Origin of the sequence: Nocardia stercoris, from assembly GCF_003696265.1 — a bacterium.
GTDB lineage: Bacteria > Actinomycetota > Actinomycetes > Mycobacteriales > Mycobacteriaceae > Nocardia > Nocardia stercoris.
Genome location: NZ_RFFH01000005.1, coordinates 330,915 through 345,874 on the forward strand (window position 1 = coordinate 330,915; position 14,960 = coordinate 345,874).

The window sequence follows — 14,960 nt, forward strand, 5'->3', positions numbered from 1 at the left end:
ACGACCCGTCCGGGCGGGGCGCGGCGCGTTGGTTGGACACCGGATCGTCCGGTGCGCGACATCGTCGTGCCGCACCGGCGGGAAGTTCGACCCGGAGCGGGACTGTTGCGTCGGTTGCGGCCGAGCACGGTGGCGTGCGGGTTGGTTGGACAGCATGATGGTCACCCGTTCGATATAGCTATCCTGTCTCCGTGGCGATATCCAAGGTCGAGCGGCTGATGAATCTGGTCATCGCGCTGTTGTCGACCAGGCAGTTCCTGTCCGCCGAGCGGATTCGGGAGAGTGTCGCCGGCTACGAGGAGTCGGCCAGCGACGAGGCGTTCAGCCGCATGTTCGAGCGGGACAAGAGCGAACTGCGGGATCTGGGTGTTCCGCTGGAGGTCGGGCCGGTCGGGCGGCACTCCGGGCAGGAGGGTTACCGGATCAACCGGGACGCCTACGAGCTGCCCGAGATCGACCTGACCGAGCAGGAGGCGGCCGCCGTCGCGGTGGCGGTCCAGCTGTGGGAGTCGCCGGAGCTGGCGACCGCGGCCGAGGGCGCGCTGCTCAAACTCCGGGCGGCCGGCGTGCATGTGGACCCGGAGGCGGTGGTGCCGGCGTCGGTGCCGTCGGTGCCGGCCCGCACCCGCGGTTCGGAGGCGGCGCTGGGCAAGCTGCTCGCAGCCATCGACGAGGGCCGTGCGGTGCGGTTCGAACACCGCGGCTCGCACAGTGCGCCGTACCTGATGCGCGATGTCGAACCGTGGGGTGTGGTCACCCACCAGGGCCGTTGGTATCTGGTCGGCCACGATCGGGATCGCAACGCGCAGCGCACTTTCCGGCTGTCTCGGATCGGATCCGACGTCACCGCGTACGGTCCCGCCGACGCGGTGCGCAAACCCGAAGGCACCGACTTGCGGGCCCTGGTGGTTCGCGCCACCGGTGCGATGCCGGTGATCGGAACCGCGACGGTCTGGGTGGCCAAGGACCGCGGTCAGGAGATCCGCCGGCTCGGACCCGAACTCGAGGAACGGGAGGTCGGCGGGCGCTCCGGCGTCGTGGTCGAGGTACCGGTCCGGTCCCGCGACTGGCTGGCCCGCCTGATCACCGGGCTCGGCCCCGACGCACTGGTGCTGGGCCCGGAGGATCTGCGCGCCGACGTCATCGGACGGCTGCGCGTCGTGCTGGAGGAGACGGAGGTATCGGCATGAGTGGGTCAGGCGCGGAGGCGGCAGCGAAGCGTAACCACGCAGTGCCCCCGCCCAGGCCGACGGGGGTATCGGCATGAGTGGCGGGCGGCTTTCCACGCGGCTGTCGCGGCTGCTGAACATGGTCCCGTATTTCCTGGCCAATCCCGGCATCAGCGCCCAGGAGGCGGCCGCGGAGCTCGGGGTCAGCACGAAGCAGCTGATGAGCGATCTCAATCAGCTGTGGATGTGTGGGCTGCCGGGGTACGGGCCGGGCGATCTGATCGACCTGTCGTTCTCCGAGGAGAGCATCGAGGTCACGTTCTCGGCGGGTATCGATCGGCCGCTGCGGCTGACCTCGATCGAGGCCACCGCCCTGCTGGTCGCATTGCGGTCCATCGCCGACCTGCCCGGGATGGTCGATCCGACGGCCGCGCACGCCGCCATGGCCAAGATCGAGGCCGCCATTCCCGGCAACCGGCCGGCCGACGCACCGGCTCCCGGCGCGCCGGTGGAAGCGCCCGCGGTGGCGGCGGTCCGCCACGCGCTCGCCGCGGGGCACGCGCTGCGGCTGGTGTACTACTCGGCCAGCCGGGACGCGGTGTCCGAGCGGGTCGTCGATCCGATCCGGATCGTGCTGGTGGACAACAACTCCTACCTGCAGGCCTGGTGCCGGCAGGCCGAGGGCGCCCGGTTGTTCCGGCTGGACCGGATCCAGGAGGCCACCGAACTCGACGAGCCGGCCCGTCCGCCGCACCACGCCACCGACGAGGCCGCCGCACTGGACCTGTTCTCCGACGATCCGTCGGTTCCGTTGGCGCGCTTGCTGATCCGGCCCGACTACGGGTGGGTGCTGGAACAGTATCCGATGCACCGGATGTCGGTGCGGCCCGACGGCAGTGTCGAGGCCACCATGCGGTTCGCCACCCTGGACTGGATGGCCCGGCTGCTGCTCGGTTTCGGCGCCGGAGTAACCGTGCTCGGACCGGCCGAGCTGGTCACCGCCGTGCGGGAACGGTCCCGGGCCGCGCTGGCCGCCTACGAAAACCTCGAGGTGGCATGACCGTTCGGGTCTGCGTCGTCGGCGCGGGTTGCATCGGGTTGTTCACCGGCGGCAAACTTGCGGGCGCGGGGGCCGAGGTGACGTTCGTGGGCCGGCCCAGGGTACTCGAGGAGATCACCACGCACGGACTGCGCCTCACCGATCTCGACGGCGGCGACCAGCGGGTCGAGCCGTCGGCGTTCCGGGTGGCGACCGAGCCGGATCCCGCCGCCGCCGACCTGGTGCTGGTGACCGTGAAATCCGGGGCGACCGAGTCGGTGGCCGCGCAGCTCGCGGGCCGGGTCCGGCCGGGCACGGTGGTGCTGAGCCTGCAGAACGGGATCGGCAACGACGAGGTGCTGCGCGCGGCGCTGCCCGATGCCGTGGTGCTCGCCGGGATGGTGCTGTTCAATGTGGCGCACCGGAGCGAGGGCCGATATCACCGCGGTTCCGACGGGTACATCGCCGTCGCCGACGATCCGGCCCTGGATCGGTTCGCGCCGGTCTTCGCGCAGGCCGGGCTGGCGCTGCGGCGTTACCCGGATCTGCGGCCGGTCCAGTGGGCGAAACTGCTGCTCAACCTGAACAACCCGATCAACGCGCTGTCCGGGCGGACCCTGCGCGACGAACTCGCCCGGCGCGACTACCGGCGCTGTCTGGCGCTGGCCCAGGCCGAGGCGCTGAACGTCATGCGTGCGGCAGGTATCGCACCGGCCCGCTTGACGCCGATCCCGCCGAACGTGATGCGCCGGGTGCTCACCGTTCCCGATTGGCTGTTCCGGCGGGTGGCCGGGCGGGTGCTGGCGGTGGATCCGCTGGCCAGTTCGTCGATGGCCGACGATCTGGCCGCCGGCCGGATCACGGAGATGCCCTGGTTGAGCGGTGAGATCATCCGGCTGGGCGACCGAACGGGTGTCCCCACCCCGGTCCACCGGCGGTTGACCGAATTGATCGAGAGCGCCGAGCGGGGTGACCCACGCCGCTGGACCGGTGCCGAACTGCTGGCACAGTTGACCACGGCCCGGTGAGCAGACATCTCTGTCCTGGCGTGAACTCGAGCGACTAGCGGTTCACGGACATGGTTCGGGGTAGCATCGGGTGCACCACAGTCTTTGGAGGTTTTCGATGAGTGGCACTTTCGGGCCCACACACTGGCTCATCATCGGGGTGCTGGTCCTGGTGTTGTTCGGCGCCAAGCGCATGCCGGACGCCGCACGCGGACTGGGCCGCTCCCTGCGCATCTTCAAGAGCGAGATGAGCGAGATGCAGTCCGACGCGGCCAAGACCGCCGCCCCGGCGCCGGCCCCCGCGCCCGCCGCCCCGGCCGAACTGCCGGCCGCGCAGCCGGCCCCCGCCGCGGCGCCGAAACCCGAAGCACACCAGGCCTGAGCCTGGGGTTTCCTCCGTCCCGGGACGACCGAGTTCGTCCCGGGACCGGTCTTGTCCTCTCCCGGCGCCGGCGATCAGCGAGGCAGTCATACCCATGCGGATACCGTTCGACCCGCGGCGCAGCAAGCGCCGGGTCAATCCCGACGGCACCATGTCCCTGGTCGAGCATCTCCACGAGTTGCGGTCCAGGTTGGTCAAGGCGTTGCTGGCGGTCGCGGTCACCACGACGCTGGGCTTCCTGTGGTACTCCCACGGTTTCTTCGGGGTCGAGAGCCTCGGTGAGATCCTGCGTGGACCCTACTGTTCGCTGCCTGCCGACCATCGGGCCAATCTGAGCCCCGACGGTGCCTGCCGGCTGCTGGCGACCGCGCCGTTCGAGCAGTTCATGCTCCGGTTCAAGGTCGGTTTCACCGCCGGCGTGGTGCTGGCGTGCCCGGTGTGGCTGTATCAGCTGTGGGCGTTCGTCTCGCCCGGGCTGTACGCGAAGGAGCGCCGGTACGCGGTGGCCTTCGTCATCAGCGGCAGTGTGCTGTTCGTCATGGGCGCGGTGCTCGCGTACTGGGTGGTCGCGCACGCGTTGAGCTTCCTGATGGGCATCGGCAGCAATGTGCAGATCACGGCGCTGTCGGGTTCGCAGTACTTCGGTTTCATCATCCAGCTGCTGGTCATCTTCGGGGTCAGCTTCGAGACGCCGTTGCTGATCGTGGGCCTCAACCAGGTCGGCGTGCTCACCTACGAGCGGCTCAAGAAATGGCGGCGCGGGCTGATCTTCGGCCTGTTCGTCTTCGCGGCCGTCGTCACCCCGCAGGACCCGTTCTCGATGCTGGCGTTGGCCGGCGCACTGACCGTGCTGTTCGAGGTGGCCGTCCAGATCTCGCGGATCAGCGACAAGACCAAGGCACGCCGGTCCGACAGCTGGGGCGAACTGTCCGACGACGAGGCCTCGCCGCTGGGCGGCACGGACGCCGTCGCGGCGGTCTCCCCGGTGGCGGCCGCCGAGCCGATCGCCGCGGCCACCCCGATCAGCGGCCCCGGCGCCGCGACAGCGGAAAAAACCGCGCGCCCGGTGTCGGACTGGTCCGATACGCTCTGACGGGTGACATCACCGTCGCTGACAGGCGAATTGGCGGCCTTCGCCGCGGAACTGCCGTTCCCCCTCGACCCGTTCCAATGCGAGGCCTGCGCGGCGCTGCAGTCCGGGCACAGTGTGCTGGTCTGCGCGCCCACCGGGGCCGGTAAGACCATCGTCGGCGAGTTCGCGGTCCACATGGCCCGCGCCGCCGGCGGAAAGTGCTTCTACACCACGCCGATCAAGGCGCTGTCCAACCAGAAGTACAACGACCTGGTCGAACGCTACGGCCGCGACGCGGTGGGCCTGCTGACCGGCGACCAGTCGGTGAATCCGGGCGCGGACGTGGTGGTCATGACCACCGAGGTGCTGCGCAACATGCTCTACGCCGGCAGCGACGCGCTGCGCGGGCTGTCGCATGTGGTGATGGACGAGGTGCACTATCTGGCCGACCGGTTCCGCGGCGCGGTGTGGGAGGAGGTCATCCTGCACCTGCCGCCCGATGTGCGGCTGGTCAGCCTGTCCGCCACGGTGAGCAACGCCGAGGAGTTCGGCGCCTGGATGGAGACCGTGCGCGGTGATACCGCCGTCGTGGTCGACGAGACCCGCCCGGTGCCGCTGTGGCAGCACGTGCTGGTCGGTAAGCGGATGTTCGACCTGTTCGACCCGAAGTCCAGTGCCGGCAAGATCGTCGTGGACCGGGATCTGCAGCAGTACATCAAGCAGCGCGAGGCCGCCGACCGGATGAACTCGTGGAGTCCGGGCCCGCGCGGGCGCGGTGGCGGTCCGCGCCGCGACTTCCGGCCGGTGCCGCGGCCCGAGGTGATCTCCCGCCTCGACGACGAGGGTCTGCTCCCGGCGATCACGTTCATCTTCAGCCGGGCCGGGTGCGACGCGGCCCTAGCGCAGTGTGTGCGCTCCCGCCTGGACCTGTCGGATCCCGAACAGTTCGATCAGGTCGAGGCGATCATCGCCAAGCACACCGGCGATCTGCCGCGGGCGGACCTGGAGGTGTTGGGCTACTGGGGCTGGCGGGAGGCGCTGCACCGCGGGTTCGCCGCGCATCACGCCGGGATCCTGCCGGCCTTCCGGCACACGGTGGAGGAGTTGTTCGTCAACGGCCTGGTCCGTGCGGTGTTCGCCACCGAGACGCTGGCGCTGGGGATCAACATGCCCGCGCGGACGGTCGTGCTGGAACGGCTGGTGAAATTCAACGGCGAGACGCACGCCGAGCTGACACCGGGGGAGTACACCCAGCTCACCGGGCGGGCCGGGCGCCGCGGCATCGACGTCGAGGGGCACGCGGTGGTGCTGTGGGGTCCGGGCGTGGACACCAGCGCCGTGGCCGGCCTGGCCTCGACCCGGACCTTCCCGCTGCGCAGTTCGTTCCGGCCCGGCTACAACATGTCGATCAACCTGATCGACCGGATGGGCGCGGCGGAATCCCGTGCGCTGCTGGAGCGTTCGTTCGCCCAGTTCCAGGCCGACCGTTCGGTGGTGGGCCTGGTGCGCGGCATCGAGCGCAACGAGGGCCAGTTGCGCAAGCTGCGCAGCCAGATCGGGGACGACGGGTTCCTGGAGTACATGTCGCTGCGGGACCGGATCCGCCGTCGGGAACGGGATCTGGAGCAGCAGGGGCGCTCCGATCGGCGCGGTGCGGCGGTGGCGGCGCTGGAGTCGCTGCGCCGCGGCGATGTGGTCGCCATTCCGAGCGGCCGCCGGCAGGGGCTCGCGGTCATCCTCGAACCGGATGCGACGCCGGGCGACCCGCGGCCGCTGGTGCTCACCGAGGACAAGTGGGCGGGCCGGGTGTCGGCGGCCGACTTCCCCACGCCGGCGAAGACATTGGGCCGGATGCGGTTGCCGCGGCACGTCGACCACCGCACCGCCCGCACCCGCCGCGACCTGGCGTCGGCGCTGCGCAGCACCGGTCTGGTCCCACCCGGCCGGGAGCGCCGCGGCACCCGGTCCAAGGGCGCCGACGACCGGGAGCTGGACACGCTGCGGCGGGCACTGCGTTCGCATCCCGCGCACAGCCGCCCGGACCGCGAACAGCTCGCCCGCATCGGTGAGCGGATGGTCCGGCTCGAGCGGGAGACCGAGAAGATGCGGCAGGAGGTGGCGGCCACCACGAATTCGCTTGCCCGCGTGTTCGATCGGATCGTCGGCCTGCTGGAGGAGCGCGGCTACGTCGCCGACGGCGAAGTGACCGCCGACGGCCGGCGGCTGGCCCGCATCTACAGCGAGGCGGATCTGGTGGTGGCCGAATGCCTGCGCCGGGGCTCGTGGCGCGGGCTCGGTCCGGCCGAACTGGCGGCCGTGGTGTCGATCCTGGTGTACGAATCGCGCCAAGAGGCCGGTGGCCTCCTCGCGGCGACGGGACCGACCGCGCCGATCCGGCGCGCGGTCGGCGAGACGATCACGGTGTGGAGCGAACTGCGCACCGACGAGGCCCGGCACAAGCTGCCGCCGACCCGCGAACCCGATCTCGGGTTCGTCGACGGGATCCACAAGTGGGCGCGCGGCGACGGGCTGGCCGAATCGCTGCTGGCCAGCGGCGATCAGGGCAATGCGCTGGCGGCCGGTGACTTCGTGCGATGGTGCCGGCAAGTGATCGACCTACTCGACCAGATCCACAACACGGCCGATGATGTAGAGGTGGCCGCGACGGCCGCGAAGGCGGTGCGCGCGATGCGCCGGGGTGTCGTCGCGGTGGACTCCGCGTAGCGAATTCGACTGTGATTGGATGCAAACTGGCTACGCACCGTGGTGAGTGAATTCCCGCGGGGGGACAGAGTACGACGAATGTGAGTGGAGGCAGGCACATGAGCGGCCCGTATGGTCCGAACGACGCCCCGGCGCCAGGGGGAGACCGGAGTAGCGAACCGACCGAGCAGTGGACCGGGCAGCCGGCCGCCCAGCCCGCCGCCGCTCCGCAGTGGGCGGCTCCGCAGCCCGGCCAGCCGCAGTGGGGGCAGAGTCAGACCGGGTGGCCGCAGCAGCCGGCGACGCCGCAGCAGCCCGCGGCCGGCCAGCCGCAGTGGGCGCAGCAGAGTCAGCCGTCGTGGCCGCAGGCCGCGCCCGCGCAGCCCGCGCAACCGGGATGGGAGTCCACGCAGCAGCAGTGGAGCGGGCAGCCGCAGTGGGCGCAGCAGCCGACCGCCGCCGGTCAGCAGTGGGGGCAGCCGCCGGCCCAGGCCGCCGGTCAGACCTCCTGGGACCAGAATCCGCTGACGGTGACGCCCGCGAAGAACCGCAAGCCGCTGATCTTCGGCGGGGTCGTCGCGGCGGTCGTGGTGGTCGTGCTGGCGGTGCTGGGCTTCGTGTTCTTCGGCAGTGACAAGCTGGACGACCACGCGGTCGCACAGGGTGTGCAGAAGGTGCTCAAGGACTCCTACGGCATCGACGACGTGCAGTCGGTGAGTTGCCCGTCCGGGCAGAAGGTGACCGTGGGCAACACCTTCACCTGCTCGCTCAAGGTCGGTGGCGAGCAGAAGACCGTCACCATCAAGGTGACCAAGGACGACGGCACCTACGAGGTCGGCCGCCCGAACTGATTCCGATGGCCCGGCCGACGGCGGCCGGGCCGGGTGATCAGGCTGCCGCCAGGGCGGCCAGCAGGCGGGCGACCGGCCGTTCGGCGTTGTACGCGGCGGCCAGCTTCGCCAGCAGCACCGGGTCGGCCGGTGCGGCGGGCAGCAGGTCGGGACCGGATACGACGACATCGGCGTCCCGCACCACCCGCACGACGGGTGCGGCGGCCGCCAGATAGTCCGCCGCGGCCTCGAGTTTGGCGCGCACCCCGCGCGCCAGATCCGTGGCCGGATCGGCGGCCGCGGCGATCAGGGCATCCAGGCTGCCGAAGCGGGAGATCAGGGTGGCGGCGGACTTGTCGCCGATTCCGGGGACCCCGGGCAGGCCGTCGGACGCGTCGCCGCGCAGCGTCGCCATATCGGCGTAGGCCGGGCCCGCGTTCCCTTGCGGCACACCGTATTTCGCGGCGACCTCGGCCGGGCCCCACAGTTCGGCCTTGGCGAGGCCGCGGCCGATGTAGAACACCCGCACCGGGGGTGCGGGGTCGTCGCGGACCAGCTGCAACAGATCCCGGTCGCCGGACACCACGATCGTCTCGTCGGCGCGTTCCCGGGTCGCGAGCGTGCCGATCACGTCGTCGGCCTCGAGGCCCTCGGCGCCGGCGGTGGCGATACCGGCCGCGGTGAGCAGCTCGAGGATCATGCCGACCTGCGGGATCAGCGTGTCCGGCACCTCCTCCGAACCCGCTGCGGCACCGGCGGATTCGTCGACCCGGTGCGCCTTGTAGGACGGCAACAGCGCGACCCGGTAGGCCGGGCGCCAATCCAGGTCCAGGCAGACCACCAGCCGGGACGGCCGATGTGTGGTGATCAGCGCGGCCACCATGTCGGTGAAGCCGCGCACGGCGTTCACCGGCCGGCCGTCCGGGGCGGTGATCTTCTCCGGGATCGCGTAGAAGGCGCGGAACCACATGCTGGCACCGTCGAGCAGCAGCAGCGGACCGGTCTCGGGTGTAGTCACGGGTGCTGACGGTACTCCGCGAGGGTGACATGCGCCGTCGTGCCCGGCGCGGGGAAGCGGTCCGCGACAGCCGCACAGCGGCGCATCCGAGTGAACGACGCTCCTGTGCCGGTGCGGACGTTCCGGTCGGTTCCGCGGCGTAGTGTCGGACAGCATGAGTGCAGACGCGGGGACCCGGTTCGCAGTGGATGTCTATGCGGCGCGGCTGGCGCGCGCGGCGGAACTGACTCGGGCGGCACATCTGGACGCGCTGCTGATCACCCCCGGGCCCGACCTGCAGTACCTGATCGGGTCCCGGGCGCAGTCGTTCGAACGGCTGACCTGCCTGGTGATCCCGTCCAGCGGGGAGACCCCGGCAGTGGTGGTGCCGAAGCTGGAACTCGCGGGGCTGGGCGCCTCGGCCGCCGGTGAACTCGGCCTGCAGATGCTGGACTGGACCGACGGCACCGACCCGTACCGGCTGGTGCGCTCGGTGCTCAATGTCGGGGCCCGGGTCGCGGTCGCCGACTCGATGCCGGCGCTGCACCTGCTGCCGCTGGCCGGGGAGTTCCACGCCATGCCGGTGTCGGCGACGCCGATGCTGCGGCAGCTGCGAATGACCAAGGACGCCGCCGAGATCGACGCCCTGCGTCGCGCCGGTGCCGCCATCGACCGGGTGCACGCCCGGATGGGGGAATGGCTGACGGCGGGGCGCACCGAGGCCGAGATCGGCGCCGACATCGCGGCCGCGCTCGTGGCCGAGGGGCACACCGGCGCCGAGTTCGTGATCGTGGGAAGTGGCCCGAACGGGGCCGACCCGCACCACGAGGTGTCGGACCGGGTGGTCGAGCCCGGTGACGTGGTGGTGATCGATATCGGTGGCCCGGTCGAACCCGGGTACTTCTCCGACTCGACCCGCACCTATGTCCTGGGCGAGCCGGACGACGAGACCGCCGCGGCGGTAGCGGTGCTCGAGCGCGCCCAAGCGGCGGCCGTGGCCGCCGCCCGGCCGGGTGTGACCGCGGAGTCGGTGGACGCCGCAGCCCGCGACGTGCTGGCCGCCGCCGGCCTGGGCGACGTGTTCATCCACCGCACCGGGCACGGGATCGGCCTGTCGGTGCACGAAGAGCCGTACATCGTCGCGGGCAACGACCTGATCCTGGAGCCGGGCATGGCGTTCAGTGTCGAGCCCGGGATCTACTTCCGCGGCCGCTGGGGTGCGCGCATCGAGGACATCGTCGTGGTCACCGAGGACGGTTGCGAGCCGCTCAACCTGCGGCCGCACGGGCTCACCCAGCTCTGAGCGCTTCGTCGCGGGTCACGAGCGCAGGGCGCTGCTCGCCAGCACCCGCGTGACTCGGATGGCGATCACCACCCGCTGCGGGTTGGGCCGCGGCGTGCGGTAGCGCCGGGCATAGCGTGTTTCGGCGTCGGCGACCGCTTCGGGATCGGTGAGCACCTCGGCCGGACCCTCCAGGGTGAGCCAGCGCGCGCCGTCCACCTGGGCGACGGCGGCGTAGCCGCCCCGCGCCGCATTGCGCGCCTTCACCGACGGGCCCGAGGTGATGATCCGGGCGATCCCGCTGTCGGGGTCCCAGGTGAAGCCGACCGCCACCACGTGCGGGGTACCGTCGGCGCGCAGCGTGGTCAGCGTCGCGAGATGGCGTTCGGTGACGAATTCGGTGGCGGCAGTGGACAACTCGATACGGTGGTCGGTGCTGGTCACGTGCTGCTCCTGGGAGATCGCCGGGGTCGGGTGCCTGCCGGGGGAAGCGGGCATCGGCATCGACGCTACCGGGAGGGTCTGCGGCGGCTCGTTCGGCGTCGCCGGAGGACCCGAGCACAGCGGTGGTTCCGTGCTTCGCCGGCGCGGCGAGATCGGCACGTGCGGGGCCGGGGCCGCGGACCGTGGATGGCAGGATGAGACGTATGGGTGTGCGGGAATGCGATGAGGGCCTGATCCTGCTGCTGGGCGGGCGCAGTGAGATGGGGTTGGAGATCGCGGAGCGGCTGGCGCCGGGGCGGGTCGTGGTGCTGGGGGCGCGGCGCAGCGGTCAGTTGGCCGCCGAGCGGGAGCTGCTGACGCGGGCGGGGGCGACCGCGGTGCACACCGTCGAGTTCGATGCCGACGATTTGGCCGGGCATCAGGCGCTGCTGGAGAAGATCGTGGCCGAGTACGGCCGGATCGGTGTGGCGGTGCTGGCGTTCGGGATCCTGGGCAATCAGGCGGTCGCCGAGCAGGACCCGGCGGCCGCGGTCGCTGTCCTGCAGACCGACTTCGTGGCGCAGGTCAGTGTGCTGACGACGCTGGCGAATCTGCTGCGGGCCCAGGGCAGTGGGCAGCTGGTGGTGTTCAGTTCGGTGGCCGGGATCCGGGTCCGCCGCGCCAACTACGTGTACGGGTCGGCGAAGGCCGGGCTGGACGGATTCGCCCACGGCCTCTCGGATGCGTTGCACGGCACCGGAGTTCACCTGCTGCTGGTGCGTCCCGGATTCGTGATCGGCCGGATGACCGACGGCATGGACCCGGCGCCGCTGTCGAGTACCCCCGGCCAGGTCGCCGACGCCGTCGTGCGGGCCCTGCGCAAACGCACCGCCCGCATCCACGTGCCCGGCACGCTGCGACCCATGTTCTTCGCGCTGCGCCTGCTGCCGCAGTCGATCTGGCGCCGGATGCCGCGATGAGCCCGGGCGCTGCAGCGGTTGGGACGCCGCGCCGTGCGTTCGGGCCCGACCGGAACCACGTGTGCGGCAGCGGCCCGGCGCAGGTGCTGCCGGGCCGCCGGCTGGGTGGCCGGTGATGGCCTCGATTTCGGTTGGTGCGCACCCGATCTCGGTGGTCGGGATCGGTGCCGACGGCTGGGAGGGATTGGGGGCAGCGAGCCGGGCCGCGATCGCGGCGGGGGACGTGGTGTTCGGGTCACGGCGGCAGCTGGCGCTGGTCCCCGACGGGATCGCCGGCGAGCGGGTGCCGTGGCCGTCGCCGCTGGTGCCCGCGCTACCGGATCTGCTTGTCGCCCACGGGGATCGGCGGATGACGGTGTTGGCCAGCGGTGATCCGATGTTCTACGGCATCGGGGTGACCCTGGCGGGGCTGGTGGGACCGCAGGCGCTGCGGGTGTATCCGGCGCCGTCGTCGGCATCGCTGGCGTGCGCCCGGCTGGGGTGGGCGCTGGCCGAGACGCCGGTCGTCAGTGCCGTCGGGCGCCCGATGGTGGCGGTCCTGCCCGAGCTGGCCGACCGCCGGCGGCTGCTGGTCCTCACCCCGGACGCCAAGGCGCCGGCCGAACTGTCGGAACTGTTGACGCACAACGGGTTCGGTGGCTCCCGGCTGACCGTGCTGGAAGAGCTCGGCGGCCCGGCGGAACACCTCGTCACCGGGATCGCCGCGAACTGGACCGAGCCGCCCGGCGCCGCCCTGAACCTCGTGGCCGTGGAATGCGTCGCCGATCCCGGCGCGCTCCGGTCGACTCGGGTCCCGGGTCTGGCCGACGAGGTCTACCGCGGCGACGGGCAGATGACCAAGGCGGAGGTCCGGGCACTGTCGATCAGCGCCCTGGCGCCCGCACCCGGCGAGGTGCTCTGGGATATCGGCGGCGGTTCCGGCACCATCGCCATCGAATGGTGCCGGACCCATCCGTCCTGCCGGGCAGTCACTTTCGAGCAGGCACCCGCCCGCCGCGATCAGATCGCTGTCAACGCCGCGGCCCTCGGCGCCGTCAACCTGGACATCCGCGGCGCCTTCCCCGGCGCCCTCGACGACGCGACCCTGCCGGACCCGGACGCGGTGTTCCTCGGCGGCGGCCTCACCCAGCCGGGCCTGTTCGAATCCTGTTGGGACCGACTGCCTTCCGGTGGCCGTCTGGTCGCCAACGCCGTCACCGCGGAAGCGGAGACGCTGCTGCTGAACCGGCACTCCGTCCACGGCGGAACGCTGCGCAAACTGCAGGTCTACCGGGCCGAACCGCTCGGTGGATTCACCGCCTGGCGCCCACATCTTCCGGTCGCGCAGTGGTCGGTAGTGAAGCCGTGAGGACGCGGGCCCGTGCGCCGCGCCTGCTTGTCGGTTCGTCCGACGGCGTGCGTGCCGCTTCCGGTCGTGAAGCCGCGGGTCACGGCATGCGGGCTCGCCGCGCGTCGCGCCGGATTGCCGGGTGGTCTGACAGCTTGTGTGCCGCTTTCGGTCGTGAAGCCGTGGGTCACGGCGGCATGCGGGCCCGTGCGCCGCGTCGGATTGTCGGGTCGTCCGACGGCGTGCGTGCCGCTTCCGGGCGTGAATCTGCGGGCCACGGCGGTGTGCGGGCGGGCGACGGGTCGCACCGGCCGGTGCGGTGGGGTGACGGGTCGGCGCGCTTATCGAGCGGCCACCCGGCGGCGGGTGCGGCCGACAGGTGCGGCCGGTGATCCGGGTGCTGCTGCTCGGCGGTACCCGGGAAGCGCGAGACCTCGCCGAAACCCTCTCCGCCGCACCGCAGTTCGAGGTGGTGTCGTCGCTGGCCGGACGAGTGGGTGAACCGGTGCTGCCGGTCGGGCAGGTGCGGATCGGTGGTTTCGGCGGCCCGGACGGACTGCGGGAGTGGCTCGCCGCCGGTGGGATCGACGTAGTGGTCGACGCGACCCATCCGTTCGCTGCCACCATGTCGGCGCATGCCGCCACCGCCACCGCCGCGCTGGGGCTGCCGCTGCTGCGGTTGTGCCGGCCGGGCTGGAGTGCCGGGCCACGGGACCGCTGGATCCGGGTGCCGGATCTCGCGGCGGCGGCGGAAACCGTCGCGACTCAGGGTGAGCGGGTGTTCCTCACCATCGGTCGGCAGGGTGTGGGCGCGTTCGCGGCGCTGCCGCAGTGGTTCCTGATCCGGGCCATCGACCCGCCCGCCGAACTCCCCGCCCGCCACGAATTACTGCTCGCCCGTGGACCGTTCACCGTCGCGGACGAGATCGCCCTGCTCGCGGCCCACCGTATCGATCTGATGGTCACCAAAGACAGCGGCGGTGACCTCACCGCCGCCAAACTGGCCGCTGCCCGGGACCGCGGCATTCCGGTCGTGGTCGTCGACCGGCCGCCGTTGCCGCCGCGGGGCCGGCAGGTCGAAACCGTGGCGGACGCGGCGGCCTGGTTGGACCGATTCGCTTCCGGCGGAGCATGATCGCTGCCCGGTCCCCGCGCTACTGGTGGTCGGACGGTGCGCGGCCGAGCAGGGTCGGCAGCCGGTCGAACCACTCCAGGACCGCCCGCTCGTAGCGGATGCCGAAGTCGAGGGTGGCGCGTTCGTAGGGGGACAGGTATTCCGGGCTCTCGGCCAGGAAGTGGGTGAGGCGGTGTTCGTGGGCCTCGCGGTTGGTGGCGATCATGCGGTCCAGGTGTTCGGGGTCGACGAAGTTGCCGAACGACAAGGTCAGTAGCAGGGGGAAGCGGAGGGTTTCCTCGCCCGGCTCGCGCTCGATCCATTCGGCGAAGGCGTCCATGCCGGCGGGGGTGATGCGGTACGGGGTGCGTTCCCGGGCGCCGGTCTCGCCCTTCTCCACCAGGCCGAGGCGGTGCATGGTGGCGAGTTCACGGTAGACCTGGCTCTGCGTGATGGTCCAGAAGTCGCCGATCCGCCGCTGCGACAGCATCGCCAGGTCCCAGCCGGACATCGGCCCCTCGTGTAGGAAGCCCAGCAGGGACGCCGCGGTCGCGTTGAGCGTGCGTTTCGGTTCCTCCTGCGTCATACGACTCCTCTCGACACCTACGCTCCACAATGGAGTATCGCCGTCCCAT

At 71.4% G+C, this 14,960-nt stretch carries 14 protein-coding genes; 11 read left to right on the forward strand and 3 right to left on the reverse strand.

Annotation, left to right across the window (positions count from 1 at the left end; all coding sequences use genetic code 11):
* Positions 1–191 precede the first annotated feature (191 nt).
* The 7 genes from EBN03_RS15115 (at position 192) to EBN03_RS15145 (ending at position 8,223) form a co-directional block, all read left to right on the forward strand.
* A complete protein-coding gene (locus EBN03_RS15115; protein ID WP_199742777.1) occupies positions 192–1,190 on the forward strand; it encodes a helix-turn-helix transcriptional regulator in 999 nt (332 codons plus the stop codon).
* Between the two features lie 73 nt (positions 1,191–1,263).
* Positions 1,264–2,229: a helix-turn-helix transcriptional regulator gene (locus EBN03_RS15120; protein WP_122188651.1), complete on the forward strand. Its 966-nt coding sequence runs from the start codon at positions 1,264–1,266 to the stop codon at positions 2,227–2,229.
* Positions 2,226–3,236: a 2-dehydropantoate 2-reductase gene (locus EBN03_RS15125; RefSeq protein ID WP_122188652.1), complete on the forward strand. Its 1,011-nt coding sequence runs from the start codon at positions 2,226–2,228 to the stop codon at positions 3,234–3,236. Before EBN03_RS15120 ends, EBN03_RS15125 begins: the two co-directional genes overlap by 4 nt.
* A 97-nt stretch (positions 3,237–3,333) precedes the next feature.
* A complete protein-coding gene (gene tatA, locus EBN03_RS15130) occupies positions 3,334–3,597 on the forward strand; it encodes a Sec-independent protein translocase subunit TatA (protein ID WP_122188653.1) in 264 nt (87 codons plus the stop codon).
* Between the two features lie 94 nt (positions 3,598–3,691).
* Positions 3,692–4,690, forward strand: a complete 999-nt coding sequence (tatC, locus tag EBN03_RS15135) for a twin-arginine translocase subunit TatC (protein ID WP_122188654.1) — start codon at positions 3,692–3,694, stop codon at positions 4,688–4,690.
* 3 nt (positions 4,691–4,693) lie between these two features.
* Positions 4,694–7,393 carry a DEAD/DEAH box helicase gene (locus tag EBN03_RS15140; protein WP_122188655.1) on the forward strand — a complete coding sequence of 900 codons (2,700 nt, stop codon included), beginning with the start codon at positions 4,694–4,696 and terminating at the stop codon, positions 7,391–7,393.
* 98 nt (positions 7,394–7,491) lie between these two features.
* Positions 7,492–8,223 (forward strand): DUF4333 domain-containing protein, encoded by a 732-nt coding sequence (locus tag EBN03_RS15145; RefSeq protein WP_122188656.1) that lies wholly within the window; start codon positions 7,492–7,494, stop codon positions 8,221–8,223.
* 37 nt (positions 8,224–8,260) lie between these two features.
* On the opposite strand, the gene EBN03_RS15150 is transcribed toward EBN03_RS15145, so the two are convergent.
* Positions 8,261–9,220: a 5'-3' exonuclease gene (locus EBN03_RS15150; RefSeq protein WP_267899292.1), complete on the reverse strand. Its 960-nt coding sequence runs from the start codon at positions 9,218–9,220 to the stop codon at positions 8,261–8,263.
* Between the two features lie 154 nt (positions 9,221–9,374).
* On the opposite strand from EBN03_RS15150, the gene EBN03_RS15155 reads away from it, so the two are divergent.
* Positions 9,375–10,502, forward strand: coding sequence for a M24 family metallopeptidase (locus EBN03_RS15155; protein ID WP_199742778.1), 1,128 nt, complete (start codon positions 9,375–9,377; stop codon positions 10,500–10,502).
* Between the two features lie 15 nt (positions 10,503–10,517).
* Here EBN03_RS15155 and EBN03_RS15160 read toward each other — a convergent pair whose 3' ends face one another.
* Positions 10,518–10,925 (reverse strand): PPOX class F420-dependent oxidoreductase, encoded by a 408-nt coding sequence (locus EBN03_RS15160; protein WP_233608399.1) that lies wholly within the window; start codon positions 10,923–10,925, stop codon positions 10,518–10,520.
* Between the two features lie 203 nt (positions 10,926–11,128).
* Between EBN03_RS15160 and EBN03_RS15165 the strand changes: the two genes are divergently transcribed.
* From EBN03_RS15165 to EBN03_RS15175, 3 genes are all read left to right on the forward strand, one after another.
* On the forward strand, positions 11,129–11,884 hold the full coding sequence (locus EBN03_RS15165) for an SDR family NAD(P)-dependent oxidoreductase (RefSeq protein ID WP_122188658.1): 756 nt from the start codon (positions 11,129–11,131) through the stop codon (positions 11,882–11,884).
* Between the two features lie 115 nt (positions 11,885–11,999).
* Positions 12,000–13,232, forward strand: a complete 1,233-nt coding sequence (gene cbiE, locus EBN03_RS15170; protein ID WP_122188659.1) for a precorrin-6y C5,15-methyltransferase (decarboxylating) subunit CbiE — start codon at positions 12,000–12,002, stop codon at positions 13,230–13,232.
* 367 nt (positions 13,233–13,599) lie between these two features.
* Entirely contained in the window at positions 13,600–14,346 is a 747-nt protein-coding gene (locus EBN03_RS15175) for a cobalt-precorrin-6A reductase (protein ID WP_122188761.1), read from the forward strand.
* Between the two features lie 19 nt (positions 14,347–14,365).
* Here EBN03_RS15175 and EBN03_RS15180 read toward each other — a convergent pair whose 3' ends face one another.
* Positions 14,366–14,911: a PadR family transcriptional regulator gene (locus tag EBN03_RS15180; RefSeq protein ID WP_122188660.1), complete on the reverse strand. Its 546-nt coding sequence runs from the start codon at positions 14,909–14,911 to the stop codon at positions 14,366–14,368.
* Positions 14,912–14,960: the final 49 nt, after the last annotated feature.

Bases quoted from the DNA above. Each gene is read 5' to 3' on its own strand.
- EBN03_RS15120 (WP_122188651.1), top strand. From the start codon at position 1,264: ATGAGTGGCGGGCGGCTTTCCACGCGGCTGTCGCGGCTGCTGAACATG.
- EBN03_RS15125 (WP_122188652.1), top strand. From the start codon at position 2,226: ATGACCGTTCGGGTCTGCGTCGTCGGCGCGGGTTGCATCGGGTTGTTC.
- tatA (WP_122188653.1), top strand. From the start codon at position 3,334: ATGAGTGGCACTTTCGGGCCCACACACTGGCTCATCATCGGGGTGCTG.
- tatC (WP_122188654.1), top strand. From the start codon at position 3,692: ATGCGGATACCGTTCGACCCGCGGCGCAGCAAGCGCCGGGTCAATCCC.
- EBN03_RS15145 (WP_122188656.1), top strand. From the start codon at position 7,492: ATGAGCGGCCCGTATGGTCCGAACGACGCCCCGGCGCCAGGGGGAGAC.
- EBN03_RS15155 (WP_199742778.1), top strand. From the start codon at position 9,375: ATGAGTGCAGACGCGGGGACCCGGTTCGCAGTGGATGTCTATGCGGCG.
- EBN03_RS15165 (WP_122188658.1), top strand. From the start codon at position 11,129: ATGGGTGTGCGGGAATGCGATGAGGGCCTGATCCTGCTGCTGGGCGGG.
- cbiE (WP_122188659.1), top strand. From the start codon at position 12,000: ATGGCCTCGATTTCGGTTGGTGCGCACCCGATCTCGGTGGTCGGGATC.
- EBN03_RS15180 (WP_122188660.1), bottom strand. From the start codon at position 14,911: ATGACGCAGGAGGAACCGAAACGCACGCTCAACGCGACCGCGGCGTCC.